The organism is Nostoc sp. UCD121, from assembly GCF_014222285.1.
Classification (GTDB): domain Bacteria; phylum Cyanobacteriota; class Cyanobacteriia; order Cyanobacteriales; family Nostocaceae; genus Nostoc.
In genome coordinates, this window is record NZ_JACKZS010000181.1 from 1 (window position 1) to 15,706 (window position 15,706).

The window sequence follows — 15,706 nt, forward strand, 5'->3', positions numbered from 1 at the left end:
TTCATATAGTTAAGGAAAATAGATAAATTTTTACTTATACATCTAATCTAATATTTGTTTAATAATTCGAGGCAGCGAGTGAACTAATTTTGCTTCAAAGGCTGTAAACTGATTTCAACAAGGTGAATGATGCCTCTGCGTCACACTAGACCAGAGCCAATAAATTAGCCGAGTTTTTATATAAGTAGCCGTGTCATTCATGAAATGGCTGCGTTTACTTTGCCAAATATAGCTTAATCATCAGTAGCGCAATAAACGCAATATTTTTTGCCTAATTTGCCATAGCTATAAAAAATAAAATTTACCTTCAAAGGAGATATTATGACAGAATTTTTTAATCAAATTTCCCGTCGCAAATTCATCTTCACAGCCGGAGCATCGGCGAGTGCTGTATTTCTAAAAGGCTGTTTAGGGAATCCCCCTGATAACCTCACTGGTGGAAGCACTCAAGCACAACCAACTGCTCAGTCGGTTGCTAATATTAGTTCCGAACAAGCACCAGAAACTACTACAGTCAAGCTAGGATATATTCCCATTGTAGAAGCGGCTCCTTTAATTATTGCTAAAGAAAAAGGATTTTTTGCAAAGTATGGTATGACGGATGTTGGTCTTTCCAAACAAGCTTCTTGGGGTGCAGCCAGAGATAACGTAGAAATTGGTTCTGCTGGTGGTGGTATAGATGGCGGTCAATGGCAAATGCCAATGCCACATTTAATTTCAGAAGGTTTAATCACCAAAGGCAATCAAAAAATTCCCATGTATGTCTTATGTCAATTGGTTACACATGGAAATGGAATTGCGATCGCAAACAAGCACCAAGGCAAAGGTATTAGTTTACAACTCGCCGGCGCTAAGTCTTTATTTAAAGAATTAAAATCTTCAACACCCTTCACTGCTGCATTCACTTTTCCCCATGTCAACCAAGATTTATGGATTCGCTACTGGTTAGCAGCAGGCGGCTTAGATCCAGATGCAGATGTCAAGTTGCTCACAGTACCTGCGGCGCAAACTGTGGCCAACATGAAAACAGGAACAATGGATGCCTTTAGTACAGGCGACCCCTGGCCATATCGCCTGGTGCAAGACAAGATTGGCTACGTAGCAGCATTAACCGCAGAAATTTGGAAAAATCATCCTGAAGAATATCTTGCCATGAGAGGCGATTGGGTTGATAAAAATCCCAAGGCTACCAAAGCAATTTTAAAAGGAATTATGGAAGCCCAACAATGGTTAGATAATTTTGACAATCGCAAAGAAGCGGCTCAAATTCTGGCTGGACGAAATTATTTCAATCTTTCTTCACCGGAAATCCTGGCTGATCCATACCAAGGTAAGTATGACATGGGTGATGGTCGCAAAATTGATGATAAATCAATGGCGGCTTACTACTGGAAAGATGAAAAAGGTAGTGTTTCCTATCCATATAAGAGTCACGATTTATGGTTCATAGTTGAAAATGTTCGCTGGGGATTCTTGCCAAAAGATTATCTAGACAATAATGCTGCCAAAGCTAAGGAACTTATCAACAAAGTCAACCGCGAAGATATTTGGAAAGAAGCTGCCAAAGAAGCTGGGATTGCTGCTGCTGATATTCCCACAAATACATCCCGTGGTGTAGAAGAGTTTTTTGATGGCATCAAGTTTGACCCTGAAAAGCCAGAAGAATATTTGAAGAATTTGAAAATCAAAAAGGTCAGTGTTTAGAGACACGATTAATCTCTTGTAGAGACGCGATTCATCGCGTCTAGGACAAATAACAAATAAAATTTGTGGAGAATACAACATCATGACAATAGCCCAAAAACGCCCTGCAAGCCCTAGATTGAGTAATGGCTTTATATCCAGCCTGAAAAAGCAATTTCCTGACCTGATACCACCAGCGATCGCGATCGCAATTTTTCTGACTATTTGGCAACTCTTCTCTTGGACTCCGGGCGCTACATTACCAGGGCCAATACAAGTTGTTCAAGATACTTGGATTCTCATTTTTTGGCCATTTTATGACCGGGGTGGGCTTGATAAAGGTTTATTTTGGCAGATTCTCGCCAGTCTGCAACGGGTTGCGATCAGTTATACCCTAGCTGCGATCGTTGGTATTGGCTTGGGCATTTTGATTGGGGTTAATAGAACCATGTCTAAAGCATTAGACCCCATCTTTCAACTACTGCGGACTGTACCACCTCTAGCTTGGGTTCCAATTTCTCTAGCAGCTTTACGACAAAACGAACCCGCAGCATTATTCGTAATTTTCATTACGGCAATTTGGCCCATCTTAATTAACACTGCTGTCGGCGTAACCCAAATCCCCCAAGATTACAACAACGTCGCCAAAGTTCTCCAACTTAGCCGCAAAGAATATTTCACTAATATTTTGATTCCTGCGGCATTACCCTACATTTTTACAGGCTTGAGAATTGCGATCGGTTTAGCTTGGTTAGCGATTATCGCCGCCGAAATCGTCATGTCCGGTATTGTCGGCATCGGCTTCTTTATCTGGGACGCTTATCAAAATAACAACGTCAGCGAAGTAATTTTAGCTCTAGTTTACATCGGTGTTGTTGGGTTGCTTTTAGATAAAGCGATGGGTTGGCTGCAAAACAAGATTTTACCAGCAGAGCAAAAATAGTCATTGGTCATTGGTCATTTGTAAAAAGTTAAGGACTAGGGACTGTTTTCAAACTCGGAGATCCCCCCTAACCCCCCTTAAAAAGGGGGGGAAAGAAATTCTAAAAGCCCCCCTTTTTAAGGGGGGTTGGGGGGATCTTCAAAGACTAGGGTGCTTAAAGAGAGGTTTGAAAACACAACCTAATGACCACTTACCAAGGACAAAGGACAAATAACAAATAACAAAGGACAAATGAGATGTTCGTAGCTGTTGATCAAATTGAAAAAGTTTTTGAATTAACTGGTGGTGGCAAATATATCGCCCTCAAAGGAATCGACCTCCAAATTAAAAAAGGAGAATTCGTTTCTTTGATTGGTCACTCCGGTTGCGGCAAATCCACCTTATTAAATATGATTGCGGGTTTGGATTTGCCTACTGAGGGTCTTGTCACTCTTGAAGGACAAAAAATCACCAAACCTGGCCCAGACAGGATGGTGGTGTTCCAAAATTATTCGCTATTACCTTGGCGGACGGTAAGAGAAAATATTGCCCTCGCTGTGGACTCGGTAATGAAAGGTTTACCCGCCGAGGAACGCAACGCCATTATCGAAAAACATATTAATATGGTGGGTTTGCGTCCCCATGCTGACAAACAACCGGGGATGTTATCAGGTGGACAAAAACAGCGAGTTGCGATCGCCCGCGCCCTAGCGATTCGCCCCAAATTATTGCTACTTGATGAACCCTTTGGTGCGTTGGATGCGCTCACACGCGGCAATTTGCAAGAACAACTGATGCAAATTTGCGAAGAAAATGAAGTTACCGCCGTCATGGTGACACATGATGTAGATGAAGCGGTGCTGTTGTCTGACAGAATTGTGATGCTGACCAACGGCCCCGAATCGAAAATTGGCGACATTTTAGAAGTGGATATTCCCAGACCCCGCAAGCGGATGGAAGTGGTAGAACATCCCAGCTACTACAGCTTGCGGAGTGAGATGATTTACTTCCTCAATCAGCAGAAACGGATTAAGAAAATTCGGGCGCGGAAAACTGCCGACGTTGCCCGTCATGGTTTAGAAAAAGTTAACCTAGAAATTGGCTTTTTACCTCTGACAGCTTGCGCTCCTTTAGCAGTTGCTAAAGAAAAAGGCTTCTTTCTCAAACATGGTTTAGATGAAGTTAACCTGGTGCGGGAAAGTAGCTGGCGGGGTATAGAAGATGGCATAAGTGGTGGTTACTTAGATGCGGCTCAAATGCCTTCAGGGATGCCGATGTGGTTAACTTTGGGAGGACATAATAACCAACCTCTGCCCGTTGTCACCGCCCTTACCATGACTCGCAACGGTAACGCCATCACCTTGGCAAAACGCTTTCTCGACCAAGGTGTACAAACCTTATCAGACTTCAAAAGATACCTGCTTCGCACCCGTGACCAACGGCACACAATGGGAGTAGTACACGCCGCATCGATGCACAACTTGTTGCTGCGTTACTGGCTAGCGGCTGGTGGAATTGACCCCGATAGCGATGTGGATATGAAGACCATTCCCCCAGCGCAGATGGTAGCCGACCTCAAAGCTGGAAGCATTGATGGTTACTGCGTCGGCGAACCTTGGAACTACCGCGCTGCTGTGGAAAATGTCGGCTTTACCATCGCTACCGATTTAGAAGTTTGGCTGGGACACCCCGGTAAAGTTCTTGGTGTGCGGGAAGATTGGGCAGAAAATTATCCAAATACGCATATCGCCTTGACTAAAGCTTTGTTAGAAGCTTGCCATTATTGTGCAAATCCCGAAAATACCCAAGAAATTCGCCAAATTTTAGCTGGGCGAGATTATGTCAGCACTGATTTAGAATACATTCAACTCGAAGATCCAGATAGTCTCACCTGTGACTTAGACCATCCATTGCGAGACTATGCCCATCTCCAGTTTTATTCCGATTCTGCCATCAACCGTCCCAGTCGCACCGAACAAATTTGGATTATGAGTCAATTGGCGCGTTGGGGTGATACTCCTTTCCCCAGAAATTGGGTAGAAGTTGTTGAACGGGTGTGTCGCGTGCGTGTTTTCAGCACCGCCGCACGGGAATTAGGTTTGGATATTAGCTATATTCGCCAACCCATTCAACTGTTCGATGGTACTCCCTTTAACGCCGATGATCCGATCGCTTATCTCAACAACTTGAAAATTAAACGTGATTTTTCAGTCGCGGAAGTTGTTCTTGATGCACCGAGAAGGAGACTTGCGTCATAAAAAAGTCCTGAGAGAAAGAGGGAGTGGGAGAAGTAGCACATCACACGCGAACCTTTTATCTCCGTTAACGAGTATTTGAACTGGATGAATCCACCTTTTATCTCCGTTAATGATCTGACTTTTTATATCATCTGAAAAAATCAGCAAAAGACCTAACCCCCTACCCCCTTCCCTACAAGGGAAGGGGGATATTCAAAGCCTCTCCCCTTCTAGGTCAGAATATTCATTTTCGCATCGCCTACATTTAGCTTTTTAATCCCCAAATACCAAATACCATGCAAAATCGTAACTTTACAGCTACAAGCACACTAGGAAAACCATTCGTCGCTGCAACCACCAACCGCAGACCTTTTCTAGAAATTAAAGACGTTACCAAAGTCTATCCCACAAAGACAGGCCCCTTCACCGTACTCGACGGCGTTAACCTTAACGTTGAACAGGGCGAATTTATTTGCGTCATCGGCCACTCTGGCTGTGGCAAATCGACACTGTTAAATATGGTATCCGGTTTTAACTTTCCCACCTCTGGGCAAGTGTTACTCGAAGGAGAACCAATTACCAAGCCAGGGCCAGACAGAATGGTTGTCTTCCAAAACTATGCTTTGCTACCTTGGCGAACTGCTTTTGAAAATATCTACTTAGCTGTTAACGCCGTTTATCCCAACAAACCACAAGCCGAAAAAAGAGCGATCGTGCGCGATCATCTAGCAATGGTGGGACTGGCTGATGCGATGGAAAAGAAACCAATGCAAATGTCTGGCGGTATGAGACAACGGGTTTCTATCGCCCGTGCTTTGGCGATTCGTCCGAAAGTCTTAATTTTAGATGAACCTTTTGGGGCGCTGGATGCCATTACCAAAGAAGAGTTACAAGAAGAATTGCTCAAAATTTGGGGCGATAACCGTTGTACAGTGCTGATGATTACCCATGATATCGACGAAGCACTATTTTTAGCAGATAAATTGGTAATGATGACTAATGGCCCACACGCGAAAATAGGCGAAGTCATGGAAATTCCTTTTTCTCGTCCCCGCGATCGCGCCCGCATCATGGAAGATCCACAATACTACCAACTACGCAATTATGCCTTAGACTTCCTCTTTAATCGCTTTGCTCATGATGATGTAGGTTAAACTAATCGTCATTCTCCTAATTTTTACAATGCTTCCTTCCAGAAGAGTTTATATGTTGTTAGTTTTAGGTATAGTGATCGCCCCGATCCTATGCCTTTTTTTCAACATTAAAGCAGCGATCGCCATTATTGTGTTATTTGATGCCATCATTCTTGGATTGATGGTTGCAGATGGCTTACAGGTGCGACGTTCTCGCGTGCAAATTACCCGCGAATTACCGTCTCGATTATCCATTGGGCGGGATAATCCGGTAATACTAAAAGTAACATCGCCAAATACCAACGCCTTAATTGAAATCTGCGATTACTACCCAACAGGGTTTGGTGTATCAGCGCCCACACACCGGGCGATTATTCTCAGTAATACCACTCAGGAATTGAGATATACCGTCAACCCAAAACAGCGCGGCGAGTTTCCTTGGGGAAATATTCAAGTCAGACAGTTGGGAATTTGGGGATTAGCTTGGGATGATTGGCAAATTTCCCAAAGTCTGCCAGTGAAAGTTTATCCTGATTTGGTGGGATTGCGATCGCTGACAATTCGTTTAACATTGCAATCATCAGGATCAATGCGCCAATCCCGCAAAACTGGTATTGGTACAGAGTTTGCCGAACTACGGAACTATCGCACTGGTGACGACTTACGCTTTATTGATTGGAAAGCTACCGCCCGTCGGGTTGGTGCTTATGGGAATGCAACACCACTGGTGAGGGTTCTAGAACCAGAACAAGAACAAACTTTACTAATCTTGCTCGATCGCGGGCGGTTGATGACTGCAAAGGTGCAGAACTTGCAGCGATTCGACTGGGGTTTGAATGCAACTTTATCTTTAGCATTGGCGGGGTTACATCGAGGCGATCGCGTGGGTGTTGGTGTATTTGACCGCCAAATGCACACGTGGATTCCCCCAGAACGCGGTCAACATCATTTAAATCAGCTAATCGATCGCCTGACTCCAATTCAACCAGTATTATTTGAATCTGATTATTTAGGGGCGGTAACAAATGTTTTGCAACGTCAAACTCGCAGGGCGCTTGTAGTCGTAATTACCGACTTAGTTGATGTCACCGCCTCTACCGAACTTCTGGCTGCACTTTCTAAGTTAGCGCCTCGCTATTTGCCATTTTGTGTTACTTTGCGAGATCCACAAGTTGACCATTTGGCACACACTTTTACAGATAATGTTACAGAAGCTTATGCCCGTGCAGTTGCACTCGATTTATTAATGCAAAGACAAGTCGCATTCGCTCAATTGAAACAAAAAGGTGTATTAGTACTAGATGCACCAGCAAATCAAATTGCCGATCAGGTAGTCGAGCGATATCTGCAATTAAAAGCGCGGAATCAACTTTAAGTATCTAGGCATAAATAAATTTAAAGTTTGTAGTTAGGACTTTAGCCCTGATAATCCTTGCTATGAGCGATAAATCGCTCACTACAAACTAATAGTTTATTTTATATTTAATTATGTCTACCTACTTAGCAGAAAGGCAAAATTGCACTTTGTGCCCCTATACTAAGATGTCAATACGGTTCAAAGAGACGCGATAAATTGCCGCCTCTACAAGTGTTTTGGTCTTATCTGAACTGTATTGACTAATATGTCTCTACTAATTTACTCGTTATTGGTATTTTAAATTATTTCAGTTTTAGCGGCTTTCTTTATTTTAGGTTTTAACCAAGATTGATTTTGAACTTGATACCGGATTAGCTTTCTGACTTCTTCAGGAGACAGATTTAGTAACTTAGCAGTCATTGCTTCTACCATATTAATCTCAGTTACTGGTAGAACAAAATCCAACTTCCGTAAAGTATTGTTAGCGGTTCTAACCTCAATAAAGCTAAGTCCTTGCTTTTTTTGAATTTCAGCTTTGATTACTTTTAAAATCACAGGAATTTTTACTTGTATTTGTTTATTAAGCTTCAGCTTTTCTTGTTGAGACTCTAATCCAAATTTTTGTGCGATCGCTACTTCTGGAAAATTGGAGTTAGGAATTTCAATTTCTAACCTTTTTAGCAGAGAATTTGCTGTTTTAATCTTCACTTGAGTAAATTTTTGCTCTTTCTCTACTTTCATATCAACCACTGTAAAATTAAGTGTTAGCTCCACCTGTGGTAGTGTATCAGCTTGCAACTTATCCAGCGTCCTATAGGAGAATCCTAATAATTTTTTTGTTAACAAATCACTACCAGTCCAAAAAGCAATCCCTAGCAATATCATAGGTAGAATAATTAGTAAAATCTGTGGTTTTAAATAAGGCATAATATTTTAGTTTTTAGCTTATAAAAAATAATAATTTATTTGATAGTTAGGGAGTAAGCAATACCAAAAACTATCTATTGGTGCATTCATGATATGCCTTATGGTAGAATACTTTAAATTTTTAACCTGGGATTGTACTAATACAACATATAAGAAAAAACAACTTCCTTCTTATTAAGATAGTGCGGGAAATTCTCCTGTAGTGAATTTACATCGAAAGGTTGTATGCGGATATTATTAGTAGAAGATGATTTTGAACAATTAGAGCCATTACAAGGTATTCTATCGGAAGCTGGATATATTGTAGATGCTGCGGAAGATGGGGAAATTGCACAGTGGCTGATATCCCAAAAACATTACGATCTATTAATTTTAGACTGGATGTTACCGACAATTAGCGGTTTAAGTCTGTGTCGCCAGTATCGTCTCTCTGGTAAAACTGCACCGGTGTTGATATTGACAGCTAAAGACACCACGCCTGATAAAGTTATGGGTTTAGATGCGGGAGCAGATGATTATTTAGTCAAACCCGTAGACTTAGTGGAACTCTTGGCGCGCGTGCGTGCTTTGGGGCGCAGAGTCCCCAATTGGCAGGGAGATAGTCTACGGGTAGCAGATTTGCAATTGGATTTAGCTGAATTAAATGTAGAACGAAGTCAAGTAAAAGTCGAATTATCTCCTCGTGAAGCAAAATTATTAGAATACCTGATGCGTCATCCTAATCAGGTTTTAAATCGCAACCAGATTGAAGAGGCATTGTGGGAGTGGGGTATGGAACCGGAAAGCAATGCTTTAACTGTCCTAGTACGCAAGTTGCGGCAGCGCTTGCAAGTATTGGATGCAGCAGACTGGATTAAAACAGTTTACGGTATGGGCTATCGCTTAAATCCCCAATAATTAAATTGAGAATTAGAAGCCTTGAAATTTTTCTTTCAACGATCAATGACAAGTTAAGTAAGTGGGTGTAAATAATTTTCGTTGGGATAAGGCAATAGGCATAAGGGTTTTAGCCTAGTTCATTTTTATTTACATAGTTTGACTTTATTGTGCCAACTTACTTATGTTTAATCGTAGCCGTCGTAATCTTGCAAGTTGGTTCACCCTAACAATGGGTAGTATTTTAATTGGGTTTGCGGCGGTAGTTTACTATGTGGAAGTCATCGATGAGTTAGAGGAACTGGATATATTACTGTATAAAAAAACCAGTGTGATGGCGGCGAATGTGAAGTCAGAACTATACAATGGTAGCCGACAAATAGACTTGGAACATGTGCCGTTATTGGGAAGCATGGTAGAACCATTGATAGATAGTCAACTAGTGTATGCAAGTTGGTATGATGACCAAAAGCAACTAGTACAATTTTTTGGTACGATTCCGAGCGATCGCCTTTCGGTATTAGGTGGATTTGATACTATCAAGACCAATGATAAAGTATGGCTGCGTCAGGTAACGTTGCCTGTTTACCAGGATGGTTTATTAATTGGTTATATGCAGGCAGCGATGCCAATCACATCTATTGAAAGTGCTTTAGCTGAATTTCGGCTAGTTTTGGCGATTTCAGTGCCGATTACTTTGGGTGCAATTTCCCTGACTGGTTGGTGGTTGGGAGGGCTAGCGATGCAACCAATTCGCCACAGCTACGATCACCTACAACGGTTTACAGCTGATGCTTCCCATGAATTGCGATCACCTTTGACAGCAATTATTAGCAATGCTCAGTTTGGCTTTCTGTCTAAATCTACCGACCTTGAGGTGCAGCGTCAACGCTTCCAAAAGATTTTTGATATCGGTCAGTCAATGAGTATTCTGGTGACTAATCTGTTGTTTCTAGCACGTTCTCAAGGTCAATTACCCACCGAATCGCTAAAAGAAGTTGACCTCAAAAGTTTACTTGTGCAGATAAAAAATGATTATGTCACACACCAAGATGCACAACATATTAGTTTAATTTCTAAATTGCCTAATAACAGTGTAACTGTGCTTGGTGATCCTAACTTGCTTTATCAAGCAGTTGTAAATTTAGTTAATAATGCTTGTAAATATACTCCTGCTGGAGGACAAGTGCAGTTGCATTTATTTACTCAGTCTCATTCTGCTGTAATTCAAGTTATAGATAATGGAATTGGGATTCCCACAAATGATTTGCCATATATATTTGAGCGATTTTATCGGGTAGATAAGAAACGCTCTCGCAAAACGGGAGGATTCGGTTTAGGGTTAGCTATTGCTCAACAAATAATTCAATCTCACGGTGGACAGATTAGTCTCAGAAGTGTAGTAAAAAAAGGGACAACTTTACAAATTTTCCTACCTTTAAAGTAAATAATTAAGGGTAAAGGTTAAAGGTTTATTCTTTCTCCTTTCCCCTTTAACCGACAAGTATTGAGATCGGATCTTAGCGATCGCTAATAAAGAGATGCCAACACCTTATCTGCTGCTGCCCGGAATGCAGTTGCTGCACCAGCGCTCATATCCCGTGGCGCACAGATGCGATTTCTCACATAGGCGAGTGTGATGGCTCCAACCGCAGCCACAGTCGGATCGACGTTATCTTTGCCGCCTACGCGTCCCCACGGTAATGCTGCACCGTTGCCATTAATCAGATAGTCAGCCAGCAATCTAAGGTGGAAATCAACCGCTTCTTTAACGGCTGTTGTGTCGCCATTAACCGCCAATGCTTGCACCCCGGAGTTTTTCAGGATGTCTCCTAAAGCAACTTCTCGGTTATCAGCCAATCTCTCAGCCGCCTCTGCCCTAAATTGGATTTCTTCGCTAAGTGCTGGATCTGGGGGCAAAGGATTGCTGATAGGTATCACACCCCATCGGCGACGTAGAAGTAAATTGTTGGTGGTATCATCCGATTTGACGCGGTGATAGGCAGGACGCTGTTTGAGTGCTTCAAACCAAGCGTTGATGCGAGGATACCGAGGATTTCCCTTGAGGTGATATCCCCGATAAACAGGTAAGTTAGCCGCCAAGCGATCTAAATGGGGGCTATAGGTAATATCTACCACGCTAAATGTAGATAAAAAGTAGGGGCCAGAATATTTTCCTAGAAGTTGCTCAAGTTCGTCTAATTTAGATTCAAAAGCTGTCTGTAAGCTTGCTAATTCATTAGGATCTTCAGGAGCTTGCCGGAGGAATTTGTAAGCAATATCTCTCACACCATTGGTTTCAGCTTCTTCAAGCCATAGCCTAGCAACAGCGTTTTCCTCTGGGTTTTCAGGAAGCAAAGTTGAACCAAATTGTTCTTCTAATGCTAACAGAATTTCTTTGGATTCATAGACTAACTTTCCCTCAATTTTGGCAGCCGGAACAAGGGTTGTAGGAACTAAATCGGTATACCATTTAGGCTTGTTAGTCAAGTCGATAAACTCCGTTGCAAAGGGAATTTCTTTTTCTTCAAGAGCAAACCAAACCCGTTCGCAAAATGGACACCAAGAGTTAGTATCGCGGTAGAGCAATACTGGTGGTTCTGTATCTGGTGGTAGTTTCTGAAGGCTGCTAGGAATGGGAGCGGTGGAAGGGGATTGCCCAGGCCGACGCACGCGTCGGGCTGGGGTGTTTTTTTGGGCAATTTCTAATAGTTCTTCCCAATTAGATACGGTGTTTTGAATTGACATATTTCACCTTGAAAGATTTAGATTAGCTAATGGAGATATAGATAAAAATTGGCACAAAAAATTTATCTTTAAATATTTAGAATTTCAAACTCAAATACACCGTTAACCTTATAGGTTTACCGGAGTTAATGGTGATTATCACATGAAAATAGTTTGAAAGCAAGATTTACCATATCTATATTTTTGGCTTGTTTAAGTCAGAGAAGGACACAAAGCAAAAAAAATTGTAGGTTGGGGAGCCACTGCGTTGCGCGGGTTTCCCGCGTTGTAGCAAGTGGCGTTGGAGGCTTTGCCAAAGCCAACATTCTGATATATGTTGGGTTGCGCTCCGCTTCACCCAACCTACGTCTAATACACTTGCCGCAGGCTACCGCAAAGGGCGTATTAGCGCAGCGTCTCGTCAGAGAAGGACACAAAGAAAGAAGAAGCCAAGAAAATTTGGCGTAGCCTCACCAAGAAATCGGATGACTCCAGAATTCTGTTTTGAGAAAATATGCAATTTCAACGAGTGTAGCCCAAGAGTGTAGCGCCCCATCCAATAAAAGCGCTACCAAAGACTAGCCATGCAGCATTAATGCGGAAGTGAATAGCTAAAATGGCTGAGACGATCGCGATCGCCAAGCCGAGAAAATCTACAAATGGGGCTTGTGGTAATGTTAAGGTGGCTGCACCCAGTTGCAGGGTGGTAACAACCATTAGCGCTACAGCACTAACATTCACAGCATCCAAAAATGCTCTACTCCAAGAAGAGGCCCGTAAGCGGGGAATTAAGGGATTCAGGGCAGCAACGAAAACAAAAGAAGGTAGAAAAATTCCGATTGTGGCAACGATTGCGCCAGGGATGCCAGCAATGATATATCCAATAAATGTAGCAGTCGAAAGTACTGGCCCAGGAGTAAATTGACCAATTGCGATCGCATCTAGCAACTGCTGTTGTGTCAGCCAGCCATATTCTTGAACTAATCCTCCTTGGAGAAAAGCCACCAAAAGGTAGCCACCACCAAACAAGACACTACCGACTTTCAGAAAAAACCAGCCCAACTGCCATAAAGAAACGTTGGTTGCAGTAGATGCGGTAGCTACCGATGCAGCAACAACCGTTGATGCCTTTAAAGTCGCGCCTGTGGTAAGACTAGCAATTAGAAAGTTGGCTTTATCTCCTGGTTTGTCGTTTTTATCGCCAGAATGTAACCAAACCATACCCAGCAATCCCCCAACTAATAGGGCAATTACTTCATTTAATTTGAATAATAATGTTATTAACGCCACAGCCAAAGCAATCACTAACAATTGGCGAGTTTTCACAGCCTTTTTTGCCAAGCCCCAGAGTGCATTAATAATGATTGCTAAAACAGCCGGTTTAATGCCATAAAGGAGCGGAGCTACTTGAGGTAAAGTGCCGTAGGCAACATAAACCCAAGCAAACCCCCCAGTAATTAGAACCGCAGGTAAGACAAAACAGACACCTGAGACAATCAGCCCCAGCCAACCTGCATAGATGTATCCTATATGGATAGCCATTTCTGTGGAATTTGGGCCCGGAATTAGGTTAGTTGCGCCCAGTAAATCCAGAAAATGCTCCCTTGTCAACCACTGACGACGCTTAACCACTTCATCTTCAATCATGGCAATATGGGCAACCGGGCCGCCAAAGCCGATAACGCCAAGTTTAAAAAACAGTTTGGCGAGTTCACCCAAACGACTTGGTGCTGAGTTAGTCATCTTTGCTAGGGAATATTTTTCATTCAGTTTTATACTAATCTTTTAAGATTAGGGCTTATACCATTTCACGAAATGCTTGATACAAATAGATTTGTCTCTAATTCTGTCCCCTGCGATCTATTTCTATCAACCTGAAAGTGAAACGGTATTACGCACTCACTCTACAGAAGAATTATATTGTCTGTCAACGTAAATATGTATCTTCAGATGAAGGCAGGAGGAAAACTACCTTCAGCCTCCTACCTCATTGAATGACTCTTAACTCAGCACTATTTAACGCTGTGTGCCACTTTCTCTCAAACCTAACCCAATCCCTTCCCTTGTAGGAAAGGGGAGCAAGAATCAAAGCCTCTCTCGCTGTGGGGGAGAGGAATAAAAGCGGTGTTTGAAAAATAAGTTGCACATCGCGTTATTTAAGCCATTACCATTCCGCCATCGACGTTAAAAACTTGTCCGGTGATATAGTTGGCGGCGGGATCTGCGGCTAGGAAGCGCACCATCCCAGCGACTTCTTCGGGTTGACCGAAGCGACCGAGGGGGATGTATTTTAGGATATCTTCGGGGTTATTGAGATTGCTGGTCATATCGGTAGTGATGAAGCCAGGGGCGACGGCGTTAACGGTAATACCGCGAGTAGCCAGTTCTTTGGCAACGCTTTTGGTGAAGCCGATTACACCTGCTTTGGCGGCGCTGTAGTTGGACTGACCTGGGTTGCCCATTTGCCCAGCAACGGAGGTAATGTTAATAATTCGCCCCGATCGCTGTTTGAGCATGATTTTACTGGCGGCGCGTGTACATAAGAAAACACCAGTTAGATTCAGGTCTATCACAGCTTGCCAATCTTCTGGCTTTAAACGCAAAAGCAGTGTGTCGCGGGTAATCCCTGCGTTATTGACTAAGATATCCACACGGCTAAACTTTTCCATAACGGCGTTAACTAGTGCGTCTACTTGATCGCTTTTAGAAACGTCTGCTTGGATAGCGATCGCCTGACCTCCCACTGCTGTAATTTCTGTAACAACTGCCTCAGCCGCAGTACTCGAACTAGCATAATTGACAACTGCGATCGCTCCTTGTGAAGCTAATTCAATTGCGATCGCTTTGCCAATTCCTCGTGATGCACCTGTGATAATTGCGACTTTACCTTGTAATAATGCCATTTAATGTTCCTCAATCTTAGAAATACCGCGCTAATTATCTTATGGTGATTTAGGGAACATCTGAATATTGTCTAGATAAAATCTCAGTCTTTAGGAAGACAATCTTGCTGTCATCCCGCAAATTAGATATTTTATAGATAAGTTATCGCTTATATTTAGCTTTGGGATAAGGCATAGTTATAAGGGTTTTAGCCTAGTTAATTTTTCTTTACATAGTATGATTTTATTGTGCCAACTTCCCTTATTTAGACAGCTAAAATAGGTTTAAATACATATCTAATCCATATACACAAACACACACGATATATGGATTTTATTATAAATATTTAAGATTTTTGCGGGTAAATCAATCTATATTGAGTAATCTAATATTTTCCCAACAAAACCCATAAACTTGTACCGATTTTATTTACTAGGAATTACTATTGAAGCAAACAATTGAAAATCGGCGTGTGTCACATGGCAACTAAAAAAGAATTTAACAGCTTTGAAGAGATGCTGTCTGCTTCTGATGTACCTGTATTAGTAGATTTTTACGCTGACTGGTGTGGCCCATGCCAAATGATGGTGCCAATTTTAGAGCAAGTCAATCTCCAACTTAAGGATCGCCTACGCATTGTCAAAATTGATACAGAAAAATACACAGATTTGGCTACCCAGTATCAAATTGCTGCTCTACCAACTTTAGTACTATTTAAGCAGGGTCAGCCTGTGGATAGGATAGAGGGAGTGATGCAAGCACCGCAGTTGGTGCAATATCTACAAACAAAAGTTTAAGCTAATACTTAGAATTTAGGTTTTGCTTCTTAGAGGCGCGAAATGTCGCGTCTCTTTTAGTAAATAGTGGTTGAACTTCTAGCAGATAAAATCTTAAGTAAATATTAAGCATATTTACTTATACGTCTAGAGAAAGTAGTTTAGAAATTGAGATAGCTATATTG

The 15,706-nt window shown here is 42.2% G+C and carries 12 protein-coding genes; 8 read left to right on the plus strand and 4 right to left on the minus strand.

Features of this window, described 5'->3' with window-relative positions; genetic code table 11:
• The first annotated feature begins 321 nt into the window (after positions 1–321).
• The 5 genes from GNF10_RS27835 (at position 322) to GNF10_RS27855 (ending at position 7,350) form a co-directional block, all read left to right on the plus strand.
• Positions 322–1,704, plus strand: a complete 1,383-nt coding sequence (locus GNF10_RS27835) for a CmpA/NrtA family ABC transporter substrate-binding protein (RefSeq protein ID WP_185584203.1) — start codon at positions 322–324, stop codon at positions 1,702–1,704.
• Between the two features lie 82 nt (positions 1,705–1,786).
• Positions 1,787–2,626, plus strand: coding sequence for a nitrate ABC transporter permease (ntrB, locus tag GNF10_RS27840; RefSeq protein ID WP_185584205.1), 840 nt, complete (start codon positions 1,787–1,789; stop codon positions 2,624–2,626).
• A 236-nt stretch (positions 2,627–2,862) separates the two neighbouring features.
• Positions 2,863–4,863 carry a nitrate ABC transporter ATP-binding protein gene (locus GNF10_RS27845; protein WP_185584207.1) on the plus strand — a complete coding sequence of 667 codons (2,001 nt, stop codon included), beginning with the start codon at positions 2,863–2,865 and terminating at the stop codon, positions 4,861–4,863.
• A gap of 275 nt (positions 4,864–5,138) precedes the next feature.
• A complete protein-coding gene (locus GNF10_RS27850) occupies positions 5,139–5,996 on the plus strand; it encodes a nitrate ABC transporter ATP-binding protein (RefSeq protein WP_185584210.1) in 858 nt (285 codons plus the stop codon).
• 28 nt (positions 5,997–6,024) lie between these two features.
• A complete protein-coding gene (locus tag GNF10_RS27855) occupies positions 6,025–7,350 on the plus strand; it encodes a DUF58 domain-containing protein (RefSeq protein WP_185584212.1) in 1,326 nt (441 codons plus the stop codon).
• Between the two features lie 279 nt (positions 7,351–7,629).
• Here GNF10_RS27855 and GNF10_RS27860 read toward each other — a convergent pair whose 3' ends face one another.
• Positions 7,630–8,259, minus strand: coding sequence for a hypothetical protein (locus GNF10_RS27860; protein ID WP_185584214.1), 630 nt, complete (start codon positions 8,257–8,259; stop codon positions 7,630–7,632).
• A gap of 225 nt (positions 8,260–8,484) precedes the next feature.
• Between GNF10_RS27860 and rppA the strand changes: the two genes are divergently transcribed.
• Positions 8,485–9,156, plus strand: a complete 672-nt coding sequence (gene rppA / locus GNF10_RS27865; RefSeq protein WP_179072428.1) for a two-component system response regulator RppA — start codon at positions 8,485–8,487, stop codon at positions 9,154–9,156.
• 163 nt (positions 9,157–9,319) lie between these two features.
• Complete coding sequence (locus tag GNF10_RS27870) at positions 9,320–10,582, plus strand: cell wall metabolism sensor histidine kinase WalK (RefSeq protein WP_185586300.1); 1,263 nt, start codon at positions 9,320–9,322, stop codon at positions 10,580–10,582.
• A gap of 83 nt (positions 10,583–10,665) precedes the next feature.
• Here GNF10_RS27870 and GNF10_RS27875 read toward each other — a convergent pair whose 3' ends face one another.
• The 3 genes from GNF10_RS27875 to fabG form a co-directional block, all read right to left on the minus strand.
• Positions 10,666–11,883: a glutathione S-transferase family protein gene (locus GNF10_RS27875; protein WP_185586301.1), complete on the minus strand. Its 1,218-nt coding sequence runs from the start codon at positions 11,881–11,883 to the stop codon at positions 10,666–10,668.
• 501 nt (positions 11,884–12,384) lie between these two features.
• On the minus strand, positions 12,385–13,605 hold the full coding sequence (chrA, locus tag GNF10_RS27880; RefSeq protein WP_185586302.1) for a chromate efflux transporter: 1,221 nt from the start codon (positions 13,603–13,605) through the stop codon (positions 12,385–12,387).
• Positions 13,606–14,018: 413 nt separating this feature from the next.
• Entirely contained in the window at positions 14,019–14,765 is a 747-nt protein-coding gene (gene fabG / locus GNF10_RS27885; RefSeq protein ID WP_185586303.1) for a 3-oxoacyl-[acyl-carrier-protein] reductase, read from the minus strand.
• Positions 14,766–15,224: 459 nt separating this feature from the next.
• Between fabG and trxA the strand changes: the two genes are divergently transcribed.
• Positions 15,225–15,542, plus strand: a complete 318-nt coding sequence (gene trxA, locus GNF10_RS27890) for a thioredoxin (protein WP_114082710.1) — start codon at positions 15,225–15,227, stop codon at positions 15,540–15,542.
• Positions 15,543–15,706: the final 164 nt, after the last annotated feature.

Coding starts and splice junctions, on each gene's coding strand:
- GNF10_RS27835 (WP_185584203.1), top strand. CDS start 322: ATGACAGAATTTTTTAATCAAATTTCCCGTCGCAAATTCATCTTCACA.
- ntrB (WP_185584205.1), top strand. CDS start 1,787: ATGACAATAGCCCAAAAACGCCCTGCAAGCCCTAGATTGAGTAATGGC.
- GNF10_RS27845 (WP_185584207.1), top strand. CDS start 2,863: ATGTTCGTAGCTGTTGATCAAATTGAAAAAGTTTTTGAATTAACTGGT.
- GNF10_RS27850 (WP_185584210.1), top strand. CDS start 5,139: ATGCAAAATCGTAACTTTACAGCTACAAGCACACTAGGAAAACCATTC.
- GNF10_RS27855 (WP_185584212.1), top strand. CDS start 6,025: ATGCTTCCTTCCAGAAGAGTTTATATGTTGTTAGTTTTAGGTATAGTG.
- GNF10_RS27860 (WP_185584214.1), bottom strand. CDS start 8,259: ATGCCTTATTTAAAACCACAGATTTTACTAATTATTCTACCTATGATA.
- rppA (WP_179072428.1), top strand. CDS start 8,485: ATGCGGATATTATTAGTAGAAGATGATTTTGAACAATTAGAGCCATTA.
- GNF10_RS27870 (WP_185586300.1), top strand. CDS start 9,320: ATGTTTAATCGTAGCCGTCGTAATCTTGCAAGTTGGTTCACCCTAACA.
- GNF10_RS27875 (WP_185586301.1), bottom strand. CDS start 11,883: ATGTCAATTCAAAACACCGTATCTAATTGGGAAGAACTATTAGAAATT.
- chrA (WP_185586302.1), bottom strand. CDS start 13,605: ATGACTAACTCAGCACCAAGTCGTTTGGGTGAACTCGCCAAACTGTTT.
- fabG (WP_185586303.1), bottom strand. CDS start 14,765: ATGGCATTATTACAAGGTAAAGTCGCAATTATCACAGGTGCATCACGA.
- trxA (WP_114082710.1), top strand. CDS start 15,225: ATGGCAACTAAAAAAGAATTTAACAGCTTTGAAGAGATGCTGTCTGCT.